This window comes from Nocardia sp. NPDC101769 (genome assembly GCF_044766925.1).
Lineage (GTDB): Bacteria > Actinomycetota > Actinomycetes > Mycobacteriales > Mycobacteriaceae > Nocardia.
Genome location: NZ_JBIWMX010000004.1, coordinates 274,788 through 287,542, shown reverse-complemented (window position 1 = coordinate 287,542; position 12,755 = coordinate 274,788). Strand labels below are relative to the sequence as shown.

Below are 12,755 nucleotides of genomic sequence, written 5' to 3'. Positions count from 1 at the left end.
GCCGCGCACCGGAATGGGTAGCCTCTACAGGGTGATCAACATTTCGGCGGAACAAGGGTTGCGCGGTACACCGGTCGAGATCGGTGTCGCCGCATCCGTCTCCCAGTTGCCCATCGTGCGCGGACTCGCCGAAACACTGGTGCTGCTCAGCGATTTCACCCTGGACGAGGTGGCCGATATCCGGCTCGCCGTCGACGAGGCCGCCTCCACCCTGATCGCCGTCGCCGCGCCGGACACCACGCTGCAGTGCCTGTTCACCGTCGGTGAGTCCGATCTGATCGTGCGGGTGAGCGGCATCGCCGGGGCCGAGGGGCTACCGGATCAGCGCAGCTTCGGCTGGCATGTGCTTCGGACGCTCTCCGACGAGGTCACCGCCACCCAGGAACCCTTCGATCCGGCGATCTCCGGATACCCGACGGCGGTGGAGTTCCGGCGGGTCCGGGGGAAGGCGTAGTGGCCGACGCAGACGACGTGTTCGCAGCACCCGCCGACGCGCCGGAACCCGAGGAACCGCGCGACAACCGGGAACCGGACGAGACCGAGGACAGCACCGAGGAGGCGGTCGACGCCGACGAGGCCGAGGAGGTCGCGCGCAGCGTCTCCGGCTACGACGACGTCACCACGCTCTTCGAGGAACTGGCCGCCGCCGCACCGGGATCCGGGCGGCGTGCCGCGCTGCGCACCGAACTGATCAACCGCTGCATTCCGCTCGCCGACCACATCGCCCGCAAATTCAGCGGCCGCGGTGAGCCTTTCGACGACCTCACCCAGGTCGCGCGGGTGGGGCTGGTGCACGCGGTGGACCGCTTCGACATCTCGCGCGGCTCCAACTTCCTGTCCTTCGCGGTGCCCACCATCATGGGCGAGGTCCGTCGCTACTTCCGCGACAACACCTGGGCCATGCGGGTGCCGCGCCGGGTCAAGGAAACCCACCTGCGCATCGGCTCCGCTATCGACGCCCTCTCCCAGCAGCTGGGCCGCTCCCCCACCGCCAAGGAGATCGCGGCCGCCCTCGAGATCGACGCCGACGAGGTCACCCAGGCGGTCATCGCCGGAAACGCGTACCAGCCCAGCAGCATCGACGCCGTCTCCGTCGGCCGCGACACCGAGGCCTCGCTCCTCGACACCCTCGGCGAGGAAGAATCCCAGTTCGACCGCGTCGAGGAATACGTGGCCATCCGGCCCCTGCTGGCCGGGCTCCCGGAACGCGAACGCCGCATCCTCACCATGCGTTTCTTCGAATCCATGACCCAGACCCAGATCGCCCAGCAGATGGGCATCTCCCAGATGCACGTCTCCCGGATCCTCTCGAAAACCCTTGCCCGCCTGCGGGAACAATCCGCCCGCGAGTGACTCCGGCGTGGCCGGGGCCCCGGCGCGTGCCCGGCATGGGTAGATTGCGGTCGGGCCATGATCGCCTCGGCCGGATGCAAAGGGGTCGGTGTTGTCACAGCAGCTGCCGTTCGATTCGCTGTATCGGCACGGGTTCGCGCGGGTCGCGGTGGCGGTGCCACCGGTGCGGGTCGCCGATCCGGGCTTCAACGCCGAACAGACCCTGCTGCTGGCGCGCCGCGCCGCGGCCGAGCACGCGGCGCTGACGGTCTTCCCCGAGCTCGGGCTGTCCAGCTACACCGCCGACGACCTGTTCCATCAGGACGCGCTGGATGTCGCCGTCGGGCTGGCGCTCGAGCGCGTGGTCGAGGAGAGCACGGCCATCGAGACGGTGCTGGTGGTGGGTGCGCCGGTGCGGGCGCAGGGCCGGCTGTTCAACTGCGGCATCGTGATTCACCGCGGCCGGGTGCTGGGAGCCGCGCCCAAGAGCTACCTGCCCAACTATCGGGAGTTCTACGAGAAGCGTCAGTTCGCGGCCGCGCGGGAGGCACTCGACGACCAGGTGGTGATCGCCGGGCAGCGGGTGCCGTTCGGGGCCGATCTGCTGTTCGCCGCGAGCAATCTGCCGGATTTCGTGTTCCATCTCGAGATCTGCGAGGACGGCTGGGTGCCGTTGCCGCCCAGCGGTTTCGCCGCACTGGCCGGGGCCAGTGTGCTGGTGAATCTGTCGGCCAGCAATATCGTCATCGGCAAGGCCGATTACCGGCGCGAGCTGTGCGCCTCACATTCGGCGCGGTATATCGCCGCGTACCTGTATTCGGCTGCCGGGCACGGCGAGTCGACCACCGACATGGCCTGGGACGGACAGGCACTGGTGTGCGAGAACGGCAATGTGCTGGTGGAGGGCGAGCGGTTCGCCGGGCACCCGCAGGTGGTCACCGCCGATATCGATCTGCGGCGGCTGGCCGCGGACCGGCTGCGCACGACCAGCTTCGCCGACACCGTGCACGATCATCGGGAGCGGCTGGAACGGTTCCGGCGCATCGACGTCGAGCTGCCCGTGCCCGCCGGGACCGTCGCGCTGCGGCGCGAGATTCCGCGCTTTCCCTATGTTCCCGCCGATCCGGCCCGCCGCAACGAGCGCTGCGCCGAGGTGCATCGCATCCAGGTGGAGGGACTGAGCACACGGCTGACCGCCACCGGATCACAGCGGGTGGTAATCGGGGTGTCCGGCGGCCTGGACTCCACGGTGGCGCTCATCGTGGCCACCAAGACCATGGACCGGCTGGGGCTGCCGCGCTCGAATGTCCTGGCGTACACCATGCCCGGCTTCGCCACCAGCACCCGAACCCTCGAGGACGCGCGGCGGCTCATGCGGGCGGTCGGGGCGACGGCACACGAGATCGACATCCGGCCGTCGGCCATGCAGATGCTGCGAGACCTGAAGCACCCTGCCGCCGAAGGGGTTCCGCGGTACGACGTCACCTACGAGAACGTGCAGGCGGGCGAGCGCACCTCACACCTGTTCCGGCTGGCCAATCTGCACGATGCCCTGGTCGTCGGGACCGGCGACCTCAGCGAACTCGCGCTGGGCTGGTGCACCTTCGGCGTCGGCGACCACATGGCCCACTACAGCGTGAACGCCTCGGTCCCCAAGACATTGATCAAATACCTGGTGGCCTGGACGATCGACACCGGCGAGCTGGGTCCCGAGGCGGGTGAGGTCCTGGCCTCCATTCTCGCCACCGAGATCTCCCCCGAACTCATTCCCGGCGACGACGATGCTCCCTCGCAGAGCTCCGAGGCCACCGTCGGCCCCTATGAACTCCAGGACTTCCACCTCTACCACCTGCTCCGCTTCGGTGATCTGCCGAGCCGCATCGCCTACCTGTCCCACCATGTCTGGTCCGACCGCACCCGCGGCGGCTGGCCCGACCTCCTCCCCGCCGACCAGCGCCACGAATACGACCTGCCCGCCGTCAAGCACTGGCTGGCCGAATTCCTGCGCCGTTTCGTCCAGACCAGCCAGTTCAAACGCTCCACCCTCCCGAATGCCCCCAAGGTCGGCTCGGGCGGATCCCTGTCCCCACGCGGTGATTGGCGCGCGCCGAGCGATGCCTCGGCCGCCGCCTGGCTCGACGAGCTCGACCGCAACGTCCCCGGCTGACGCCGCTGCGGATCCGCTACGACCCGGCCGCACCGAACCACGTTCGCGGCGACGTCCATGTTCGCGCCCTGCGGGCACGCGGCCGCAGGGCACCTGCGATCGGACCTATTGCGGCTGAAGCGGTTTGCGCAGCGCGGCCAGGAACATGGCGTCGGTGCCGTGGCGGTGCGGCCACAGCTGGGCGCCGGGGCCGTCGCCGAGTTCCGGGACGCCCGGGAGCAGGTCGCGGGTGTCGAGCTGTTCGGCGCCGGTGCGGCGGACCATATCGGCCACCACGGAGACCGTTTCCGGGAGGTGCGGGGAGCAGGTCGAGTAGACCACGACACCGCCGGGGCGGACGAGATCCCATGCGGCGGTCAGGAGTTCGCGCTGCAGGGTGACCAGGTCGCGGACGTCGGAGGGCTGGCGCCGCCACCGGGCCTCCGGGCGGCGGCGCAGGGCGCCCAGGCCGGTGCAGGGGGCGTCGACGAGGATACGGTCGAAGCCCGGGGTCAGGCCGCTGTCGCGGCCGTCGGCGACATGGACGTCGACGGGCATGCCGCGGGTGGCCTGGCGTACCAGATCAGCGCGATGCTCGGCGGGTTCGACCGCATCGACGCGGAAGCCGTCGATATCGGCGATCGCGGCCAGCAGCGCGGTCTTTCCGCCCGGCCCGGCGCACAGGTCGAGCCACCGGCCGGTGTCGGGTCCCTCGAGGGGTGCGCGGGTGACGGCCAGGGCGACCAGCTGGCTGCCCTCGTCCTGGACGGCGGCCATGCCCTCGCGGACCGGCTCCAGCTTCGCCGGGTCACCGCCCTCGAGGTACACCGCGTAGGGCGACCAGCGGCCTTCCTCGCCGCCGGTGACCAGGGCCAGTTCCTCGGCAGTGATGTCGCCCGGGCGCGCCACCAGGTGCACGGCGGGCCGCGCATCGTCGGCCGCCAGCACGTCGGCCAGCTCGCCGGCCCGCGCACCCAGGGCGTCCGCGAACGCCTGCGCGATCCAGACCGGATGCGCGTACTCGAATGCCAAGTGCCCCAGCGGATCCCGCGGCGCGAGCCGTTCCACCCACTCCTCGGGAGTGCGCTCGGCCACCCGCCGCAGCACCGCGTTCACGAACCCGGCCCGCCCCTGCCCGTACTCCGCTCGCACCAGCGCGACGGACGTGTCGACCGCCGCGTGCGCGCCGATCCGGGTGCGCAACAGCTGATAGGTCCCCAGCCGCAACGCATCCAAGAGCGGTCCGTCGATCTCCTCGACACCTCGCCCCGCGCAGTCGGCGATCACCGCGTCCAGCAGCCCCTGCGACCGCGAGGCCCCATAGGTCAACTCGGTGGCCAGCGCCGCGTCACGCCCACTGATATGCCGCTCCCGCAACAGTCCGGGCAGCACCAGATTCGCGTAGGCGTCCCGCTCCCGCACGGCCCGCAGCACATCCCGCGCCACCACCCGCACCGGATCGGCCCCGGCCCGCTCGGCCCGCCGGGCGGCGGCACTGCTCGTGTCGGCCTTCGCGCCCGCCGCAGTCCGCTTCGGACCCCGGGCCCCGTGCCCCGCAGTTCTTTCGCGATCGAACGAGCCACTCCGGCCGCCCGCGCGGTTACCGCCGGACGACCCACCGCGGCGACCATGATCACCCTGCTTGCGACCGCGGCCCTCGTGACCGCCGGCGGTGTCCCCGCCACGATTGCCGCCGGCGGTGTCCCCGCCACGATTGGCGCCGAAGGAAAGCCCACCCGTGGACGCCGAGCGGTCACGTCCCGCACCCCGCCCATCGCCACCGCGAGGCCCACGATCCGACCGGTTCGACCCCGAATTGCGGTCTCCCGCAGGACGTTCACCCTTGCCGAGGCCCGCAGGCCGCTGGTCGCCGCCGTCGGTCCCCTGCGATCCGGAGGATCGTGCCGCACCCGAGTCGCCTGCCGCCCCGGCGGAGCGACGGAAACCGCGACGCTGTTCACCTTCACCGGATTGCGTGCCGCCCCGCGAGTTCGCACCGCGTGCGTCGTCGGTTCGGTATCCCGGCGTGCGGCGCTGATCCCCCTGGGATCGGTCGCTCGCCCGCGAAGTGCCCGAATCGCCGGCGGAGCGGCGGAAGCCGCGGCGCTGGTCCCCGTCGCCGGACTGCGGGCGACCACCGGTACGCGAATCGCGGTCGCGGCCTTCGCCGTCGGGGCGGGTCACTCGACCACCGTGCCGGGTTCGAGGCGGGCGCCGCGGGCCCAGTCCAGGGCGGGCATCATGCGTTTGCCCTGGGGCTGGACCTGGGTGAGGCGGACCGCCGTGGTCGCGGTGCCGAGGTAGACGCCGGTCTTGCGGATGTCGATGGTGCCGACCGGAAGAGTCTCCTCCACCATCTCGACGGGGCCGAGTTTCAGCCGTTTGCCGTCGATTTCGGTCCAGGCGCCGGGGGCGGGCGTGACCGCGCGAATACGCCGGTCGATGGCGAGGGCGGGCTGGCTCCAGCGGATGCGACCGGCCTCCGGATCCACCTTGGGGGCGTAGGAGATACCGTCCACGGGCTGTGGAATCGCTTGCACCGTGCCGTCTTCCACGGCGTCGAGGGTGGATTCCAGCAGGAGCGAACCGCTGTCGGCGAGCCGTTCCAGCAGCGAGCCCGCGGTGTCGGCGACGGCGATCCGCTCGGTCATGGTGCCGAAGACCGGGCCGGTGTCGAGGCCCTTCTCAATGCGGAAGGTCGACGCGCCGGTGTATTCGTCGCCGGCGAGGATGGCGGCCTGCACCGGTGCGGCGCCGCGCCAGGCGGGCAGCAGCGAGAAGTGCAGGTTGATCCAGCCGTGCCGGGGAATGTCGAGCACCGGCTCGGGCAGCAGCGCGCCGTAGGCCACCACCGGACAGCAGTCGGGGGCCAAATCCGTGAGCTGCTCGATGAATTCGGGCTCCGACGGCCGCTTGGGCGTGAACACGGGAATCCCGTGCTCGTCGGCCAGCCGCCCGATGGGCGAGCGGGTGATCTTGCGGCCGCGTCCGGCCACCGCGTCCGGCCGGGTCACCACCCCGACCACCTCGTGCCTGGAGGATTCGATGAGCCGCCGCAGCGACGGCACCGCCGGTTCTGGGGTTCCCGCGAAGACCAGACGCATATCAGCGACTCCGTTCCCGGTCGCCGGCCGCCACGCGACGCCCGCCACCGATCTCGGACGCCGGCAGGACCGTGACTCCCTGTGTGAACCAACCGGATTCCCGGATGGTGCGCATGGCCTCCTTGCGCGAGGCCGACTCCAGCCGCTGCAGGAACAGCACCCCGTCGAGGTGGTCGGTCTCGTGCTGCACGCAGCGCGCCAGCAACCCCTCGGCCCGGAACTCGACCGGCTTGCCGTCCAGGTCGACGCCGCGGGCGAGCACGGTCAGCGGGCGCGTCACGTCGAAACGCACGCCCGGAATCGACAGGCAGCCCTCCGGTCCGGTCTGGGTCTCGTCGCCGATCACTTCGAAGACCGGGTTGATCAGATGCCCCTGCGCGTCGCCGGTGTCGTAGACGAATACCCGTAGCCCGACCCCGATCTGCGGGGCCGCCATACCGACGCCCCCGCTCTCGTACATGGTGTCGATGAGGTCGGTGACCAGCTGGCGCACCTCCCGGTCGAACGTCTCGACCTCCGCCGCGCGGGCGCGCAGGATCGGATCGCCGAACAGGCGGACAGGCTGGATGGTCACGGGCAGCTCCCGGTGGCGAACGAATACGGTCGTCTCATTTTACGGACGCCCGTGACCACCCTGATCAGGAATGCGCCGCCAACACGACATCGCTGATGCCGGTGCCCAGTGCGACCGGCACGCAGGCCGGTGTCACGGGGTGCGCGGGATCGAGCAGATTGACCACCAGCCGCTGCACGAACGGGTCGTACACCAGATGGAAATGCCCGGTCAGGTCCTCCGCGCACTGCTCCTGCAGCACGATGTTGGTGGCGCCCGGACCGCGCAGCGCGATGTTGGTGTTGGGCTGGATCATTTCATCGACGCGGCTGCCGATCGTCGTGTATTTCACACCGGGCACCGTGTCGCCGCCCGCGTTCAGGTCCTTGATGAACGGCGATCCGGCCGCCTGTTGAATGGCGGCGGTGGAGGACCCCATCTCCACGAGCTTGTAGATGCCCGGCACCGCGTCGGCGATCGGCACCAGCCCGTACATGATCCCGCCGTAGCTGGGCGAGGCCAGGCCGATCCACTGGCCGACCTTCGGCGCGCCGCCGAGCTTGTTGATCCAGTACCGGGTCACGCTGGCGCCCTGCGAGAAACCGACCAGATCGACCTGGGTGGCCCCGGTCGCCGCGAGCACCTGATCGACGAAGGTGCCGATCTGCGCGGAACTCTCCCACACGTCCTCGGTGCCGTAGGTGTCCTTGCCGGGCTTGCCGCCGTAGTTGAGGGCGAATACGCAGATCCCGGCCTGGGCCAGCAGTGGGCTGATGCCCGACCAGTCGGAGTAGGCCGAGGAGTCGGTGCCGTGTGCCAGCACCACCGGGCGCGGATGCTCCGCGGTCGGTTTGCAGCCGAAGTCGTTGGCGCCCTGGGGCGCCGCGTCCGGATGCTGTCTGAGATAGCGGGCCGCCGCCAGATGTTCGGTCTGCGGCGGCCCCTGTTGCGCCGGTACCTGCAGTACCGGAGTCACGGCCGGTTCGGCCTGTGCGTACGTCCCCGTCGGTGTGGCGGCCGTACCGATCACGGCGGCCGCCAGCGCCATCACCCCCACCGGTGCCACGCGGCGCAGTGCGCGGGTCCGGCTCCTCCGTTGTCCCATGTCACAAGATCGCATGGGGCGCTTCTGTCCCATGTCACGATCTTCGCCGGAATCAGGCCGAATGTTCCAGCGAGAAACGGAGTTTCGAGGCCATTACTTTTCGGGTGTATCGTCCTCGGCGAGGATCCGGTAGAGCGAGCGGCGCGCCTCGGTGAGGACCTCGGCAGCCTTGGCCGCCTGGTCCTTGGTGCCGACCGCGGCCACCTGCGCGACCGCACCCATCAGCTGACCGACCAGTCCGCGCAGGTCCAGGGCCTGATCGCCGACGCCGTCCTTGACGTCCTGCCAGGGGTCGCCCAGTTCGGTGCGGTTGGCCTCGACATATTCGACACCCGATTCGGTGAGCTTGGCCGTCTTTCGACCCGACACCTTCTCGATCAGGACCAGCCCCTCGTCCTCGAGCTGCGCGAGCGCGGGGTAGATGGAGCCCGGGCTGGGACGCCAGACATCCTCGCTGCGTTCGCGAATCTGCTGGATCAGCTCGTAGCCGTGCATGGGCCGCTCCTGCAGCAGCAGGAGGATGGCCGCGCGGACGTCGCCGCGCCGGCCGCGCCCGCCCCGGCCGCGGCCACGGCCGAAGTGCGGACCGGGTCCGAAGCCGGGACCGAAGTCCGGGCCGAAGCCACGGCCGTGGCCGTGGCGGTGCGGACCGAAATCGCCACGCGGGCCACGCGGACCGCCGCGACGCATCCGCGGGTGTTCGGGGCCCTGCTGCTCTTCGGCGCGCAGTCGCCGCCAGGGGCCGCGGCCCCGTTCGATGTTGTCCATGTGTTCCATGGTCGTGCCTCCTTCAAGGCTCGTCGTTGTGTTTGTTGATATCGACGATATATCGACAATCTATCCATAACAAGGGTGAGCCGAGACACAAACCATCTGGTTTGGACTTAGGCGGTCAGGAGACCGTGAGCGCGGACGGCCTCCCACAGCCCGGACCGGCGCTCGGCCGTCGGCAGCGGATCGACCAGGGCGAATGCGCAGCCGAGGGCGGCCGCGCCACCGTCTGCCTCGGCACTGTCGCCGACCATGAGGGTGTTCGCGGGGGTCGCACCGAGGTTGTCGAGCGCCGATTCGAAGATATGAGCGTCGGGTTTGATCGCACCGACTTCGAAGGACAGCGCGTAATCGCCGATATATCGATCCCAGCCGCGATCGGCGAAGGCCGGGCGGATGTCGAAGGCGATATTGCTGACCATGCCCACCCGCACGCCGCTCTCGTGCAGCGCGCGCAGCACCTCGCCGGTGTCCGGATATGGGGTCCAGCCGTCCGGATCGAGCAGCAGCTCGTAGACCCGCACGGCCTGCGTGTGCGGGACACCGGTCTGCTCGAGCACCTCCAGGTAGGCCCTTCGGTGCAGCGCCGGGTCGAGATCCCGGTTCTCCCAGGCATATTGACCCTCGGTATCGAACCGCACGATCTGCCCGACGGGCGCGGTGAGCCGGCGCATGATCTCGGCGATCTCGTGGGTGTCGAGCTGGCGGCCGGCGGCGTCGGTGAGCTGTGCGTCGTGGAACGCGGACTCCTCGAATCGGAAAACCGTGCCGGAGAAGTCGAACAGCACCGCGTCGATCGCCATCCCGCCACCCTACACAGGCGACCCACCGCCCACCCGGTGAGCAAGACCACTACTCCTCAACTTGTCTGAGGAATTTGCTACGGTGGGCCCATGACGGACCCGGTGCTGAACGTGAACGACGTGACGGTGGTGCGCAGCGGAAACCCCATCCTGCAAGGGGTTTCACTCACCGTGCGCGCCGGAGAGCACTGGGCGCTGCTGGGGCCCAACGGCGCGGGCAAGACCACGCTGCTGCGCATGCTGGGCGCGTTCGAGCATCCGACGCGTGGCAGTGTGGAGGTGCTCGGGGAGCGGCTGGGCCGCGTCGACATGCGTGCGCTGCGGGCCGGGATCGGCCATGTCGATCCACGCCATGCTCCGAGCGGCCCGCTGACGGTCCGCGACGTGGTGATCACCGGCGCGACCAACACCGCCGGCCTCATCCCCCGCTGGCACGCGACGCCCGCCCAGCTCACCGAGGCCGACCGCCTGATCGACCTGCTCGGCCTGTCCCACCGCCGCGACGCCGACTGGCAGATCCTGTCCCAGGGCCAGCGCGGCCGCACCCTCATCGCCCGCGCCCTCATGCCCAATCCGCGCCTGCTCCTGCTCGACGAACCCGCCACCGGCCTGGATCTGGCCGGGCGCGAACAACTCCTGGAACGCCTCGATCTGCTCCAGCGCGCCCACCCCGACCTCGCCTCGGTGCTGGTCACCCACCATCTGGAAGAGCTCCCACCGGGCACCACCCACGCCATGCTGTTGCGCAACGGCCACACGGTCGCCGCGGGGCCGGTCGACGAGGTGATCACCACCGCTCACATCAGCGCTTGCTTCGACCACCCCGTCCGCATCCTCCGCGACGAGGGCCGCTGGTCCGTGAGACCCGCTCAGCCCCAACTGAACTGACCCGAACTCACCGCACAACCCGCTGATATGGGCCGGTCGGCGCCGCATGGGAGCGCTCAGGTTGCGGGAACGAGGGAGTCGATCCAGCGCTCCAGGCGCGCGCCCTCGGCCTCCATCATCGCCGGGTCGCGGAAGGTGTTGGTGAGCAGGGAGATTCCCTGGTAGGCGGCCAGGAGGGCGACGGCCAGTTCGTGGGAGTCGGTGCGGCCCATGGCGGCGAACTGGGTGTCGATCCAGTCCAGCAGGCCGCGCATGACGATGGCCAGTTCGCGATCGAGGCCGTCGGCGCGTTTGTCGAGTTCGGTGGCGAGAGAGCCGGAGGGGCAACCGAATTGGGCGGCGAGGTCGCGCTGGTCGACCCAGCCGCGAATCAGGGCCTTCAATCGTTCGGCCGGGGCGTCGAAGAGCTCGAGGGCCGCGGTGATCTCCTGCGCGGTCCTGGCATGGGCGCTGATGGCGGCCCGGACCAGCTGATCCTTGGTCTTGAAGTAGTAGTACACATTGCCCACCGGCACCTCGGCGGCGCGCGCGATATCGGCGATGGTCGTCTTCTCGACGCCCTGTTCGTGGAAGACCTTGGCCGCCGCGTCCGCGAGCCGCTCCCGCTTCCCCGTCTTCGGGGTCGCTGCCCGCGGCACTAAGTCAGTCATACGACTAACTATAGACAATGCCCGGTCTCGTGCCTTATGGTTCGAGTTAGTCAGCCAACTAACTCAGGAGTGGACAGATGATCGTTGTAACCGGTGCGACCGGAAATGTCGGCAGCGCCCTCGTGCGGGAACTCGCGGAGGCCGGCGAGAAGGTGGTCGCGGTGTCGCGGGGCGAGAAGCCGGTGGATCTGCCCGAGGGCGCCGAGCACCGCCGCGCCGATATCGGGGAGCTGGACAGCCTGGCCGCGGCGGCGGCGGGCGCGCGGGCGCTGTTCCTGCTCATCACCGGCCCGCAGCTGGTGGCGGGACCGGCGGCTGCCGAGGTGCTGGAAACCGTTGCGGCGGCGGGTGTCCGGCGGGTGGTGTTCCTGTCCTCGCAGGGCGCGGTGACGCGGCCGGGCAGTGACGGCTACGCGCGCACGCAGGAATTCGAGAAGGCGCTGGCCGCTTCGGATCTGGAGTGGACGGTGCTGCGGCCGGGCGGTTTCTTCAGCAATACCTTCGCTTGGATCGAGCCGGTGCGGGCCGAGCGGATGATTCCCGCGCCGTTCGGGGATGTCGGTCTGCCACAGGTGGATCCGGCCGATATCGCAGCCATGGCCGCGGCGGTGCTGAGGGAGGACGGCCATGACCGGCAGACCTATACGGTGACCGGCCCGGAACTCGTCACCCCGCGGCAGCAGGCGCAGGCGCTGGCGGCCGCGCTGGGTGAGCCGCTGCGATTCGCGGAGCTCACCCGCGAGCAGGCCCGGGTGAGCATGCTGCGGTTCATGCCGGAATCCGTCGCGGACCACACGCTCACCATCCTCGGCGAGCCGACATCCGAGGAGCAACTGGTCAGCGGCGATGTCGAGCGGGTCCTGGGCCGGCGGGCAACCGGATACGCCGACTGGGCGGTCCGCATGGCTCCGGCCTTCCGGTGAATCTCACCATTGAAGATTTAGTAGGCAGTCGCTTATCATAAACTTGTGCATACTAAATCGTTCTCGGACGGCACCGTGCTGATGCCGTGGAATCCCGGCCCGAATGACCAGCTCTCGGGCCCGGTCTTCGTCAGCGTCACCGATTTCCTCGCGAGCTCGGAGGCGGAGTCGCGCGAGATCTACACGACCGGGCTGGAATTGGGTAAGACGTGGCCGGTCATGCAGGGCGCGGTCGGCCTATGGCTGTGGGGCAGGCCGGCCGAGTTCCGCGGCGGCTCGATCTCGGTGTGGCAGTCGGAGCGGGATATGCGCCGGTTCGTGCGGTGGCCGGTGCACACCGCGATCGTGCGGGCCTGGCGCGGCCGGGTCGGCATCGGCGTCGACTCCTGGCAGGCCGAAAAGTTCGACGCCGACGCGATTCTGACCCGCGCCGGCGACACGATCGAAAGGCCGCACCGGCGCGCCGCCTAATCTTGTCCG

Annotated in this window: 13 protein-coding genes; 6 read left to right on the top strand and 7 right to left on the bottom strand. The window is 69.9% G+C overall.

What is annotated here, in order from left to right; all coding sequences use genetic code 11:
* Positions 1-31 precede the first annotated feature (31 nt).
* The 3 genes from ACIRRA_RS09910 to ACIRRA_RS09900 all read left to right on the top strand — a co-directional run bounded on the left by ACIRRA_RS09910 (position 32) and on the right by ACIRRA_RS09900 (position 3,499).
* The gene (locus ACIRRA_RS09910; RefSeq protein WP_402765524.1) at positions 32-454 is read left to right on the top strand and encodes an anti-sigma factor; all 423 of its coding nucleotides are present in this window, start codon (positions 32-34) and stop codon (positions 452-454) included.
* Positions 454-1,353: an RNA polymerase sigma factor SigF gene (locus ACIRRA_RS09905; RefSeq protein WP_402765522.1), complete on the top strand. Its 900-nt coding sequence runs from the start codon at positions 454-456 to the stop codon at positions 1,351-1,353. The genes ACIRRA_RS09910 and ACIRRA_RS09905 overlap by 1 nt, the downstream gene beginning before the upstream one ends.
* Before the next feature lie 91 nt (positions 1,354-1,444).
* Complete coding sequence (locus ACIRRA_RS09900; protein ID WP_402765520.1) at positions 1,445-3,499, top strand: NAD(+) synthase; 2,055 nt, start codon at positions 1,445-1,447, stop codon at positions 3,497-3,499.
* A 105-nt stretch (positions 3,500-3,604) separates the two neighbouring features.
* Here the strand turns inward: ACIRRA_RS09900 and ACIRRA_RS09895 are convergent, their stop codons facing one another.
* The 6 genes from ACIRRA_RS09895 to ACIRRA_RS09870 form a co-directional block, all read right to left on the bottom strand.
* Complete coding sequence (locus tag ACIRRA_RS09895) at positions 3,605-4,924, bottom strand: RsmB/NOP family class I SAM-dependent RNA methyltransferase (protein WP_402765518.1); 1,320 nt, start codon at positions 4,922-4,924, stop codon at positions 3,605-3,607.
* A 734-nt stretch (positions 4,925-5,658) separates the two neighbouring features.
* The gene (fmt, locus tag ACIRRA_RS09890; protein ID WP_402765516.1) at positions 5,659-6,582 is read right to left on the bottom strand and encodes a methionyl-tRNA formyltransferase; all 924 of its coding nucleotides are present in this window, start codon (positions 6,580-6,582) and stop codon (positions 5,659-5,661) included.
* A gap of 1 nt (position 6,583) precedes the next feature.
* Entirely contained in the window at positions 6,584-7,156 is a 573-nt protein-coding gene (gene def / locus ACIRRA_RS09885) for a peptide deformylase (RefSeq protein ID WP_357003202.1), read from the bottom strand.
* A gap of 64 nt (positions 7,157-7,220) precedes the next feature.
* Positions 7,221-8,240 carry an esterase/lipase family protein gene (locus tag ACIRRA_RS09880; RefSeq protein ID WP_402765513.1) on the bottom strand — a complete coding sequence of 340 codons (1,020 nt, stop codon included), beginning with the start codon at positions 8,238-8,240 and terminating at the stop codon, positions 7,221-7,223.
* 93 nt (positions 8,241-8,333) lie between these two features.
* Entirely contained in the window at positions 8,334-8,930 is a 597-nt protein-coding gene (locus ACIRRA_RS09875; protein WP_402765941.1) for a PadR family transcriptional regulator, read from the bottom strand.
* Between the two features lie 194 nt (positions 8,931-9,124).
* Positions 9,125-9,814: an HAD family hydrolase gene (locus ACIRRA_RS09870; RefSeq protein ID WP_402765510.1), complete on the bottom strand. Its 690-nt coding sequence runs from the start codon at positions 9,812-9,814 to the stop codon at positions 9,125-9,127.
* A 90-nt stretch (positions 9,815-9,904) separates the two neighbouring features.
* Between ACIRRA_RS09870 and ACIRRA_RS09865 the strand changes: the two genes are divergently transcribed.
* A complete protein-coding gene (locus ACIRRA_RS09865; protein ID WP_402765508.1) occupies positions 9,905-10,702 on the top strand; it encodes an ABC transporter ATP-binding protein in 798 nt (265 codons plus the stop codon).
* 56 nt (positions 10,703-10,758) lie between these two features.
* Here ACIRRA_RS09865 and ACIRRA_RS09860 read toward each other — a convergent pair whose 3' ends face one another.
* On the bottom strand, positions 10,759-11,352 hold the full coding sequence (locus ACIRRA_RS09860; protein ID WP_402765505.1) for a TetR/AcrR family transcriptional regulator: 594 nt from the start codon (positions 11,350-11,352) through the stop codon (positions 10,759-10,761).
* Positions 11,353-11,429: 77 nt separating this feature from the next.
* Here ACIRRA_RS09860 and ACIRRA_RS09855 point away from each other — a divergent pair, with 77 nt between their 5' ends.
* The gene (locus ACIRRA_RS09855) at positions 11,430-12,275 is read left to right on the top strand and encodes an SDR family oxidoreductase (protein ID WP_402765503.1); all 846 of its coding nucleotides are present in this window, start codon (positions 11,430-11,432) and stop codon (positions 12,273-12,275) included.
* Between the two features lie 45 nt (positions 12,276-12,320).
* Entirely contained in the window at positions 12,321-12,746 is a 426-nt protein-coding gene (locus ACIRRA_RS09850; protein WP_402765500.1) for a hypothetical protein, read from the top strand.
* Positions 12,747-12,755: the final 9 nt, after the last annotated feature.

Coding starts and splice junctions, on each gene's coding strand:
- ACIRRA_RS09875 (WP_402765941.1), bottom strand. CDS start 8,930: ATGCGTCGCGGCGGTCCGCGTGGCCCGCGTGGCGATTTCGGTCCGCAC.
- fmt (WP_402765516.1), bottom strand. CDS start 6,582: ATGCGTCTGGTCTTCGCGGGAACCCCAGAACCGGCGGTGCCGTCGCTG.
- ACIRRA_RS09860 (WP_402765505.1), bottom strand. CDS start 11,352: ATGACTGACTTAGTGCCGCGGGCAGCGACCCCGAAGACGGGGAAGCGG.
- ACIRRA_RS09880 (WP_402765513.1), bottom strand. CDS start 8,240: ATGGGACAACGGAGGAGCCGGACCCGCGCACTGCGCCGCGTGGCACCG.
- ACIRRA_RS09855 (WP_402765503.1), top strand. CDS start 11,430: ATGATCGTTGTAACCGGTGCGACCGGAAATGTCGGCAGCGCCCTCGTG.
- ACIRRA_RS09870 (WP_402765510.1), bottom strand. CDS start 9,814: ATGGCGATCGACGCGGTGCTGTTCGACTTCTCCGGCACGGTTTTCCGA.
- ACIRRA_RS09865 (WP_402765508.1), top strand. CDS start 9,905: ATGACGGACCCGGTGCTGAACGTGAACGACGTGACGGTGGTGCGCAGC.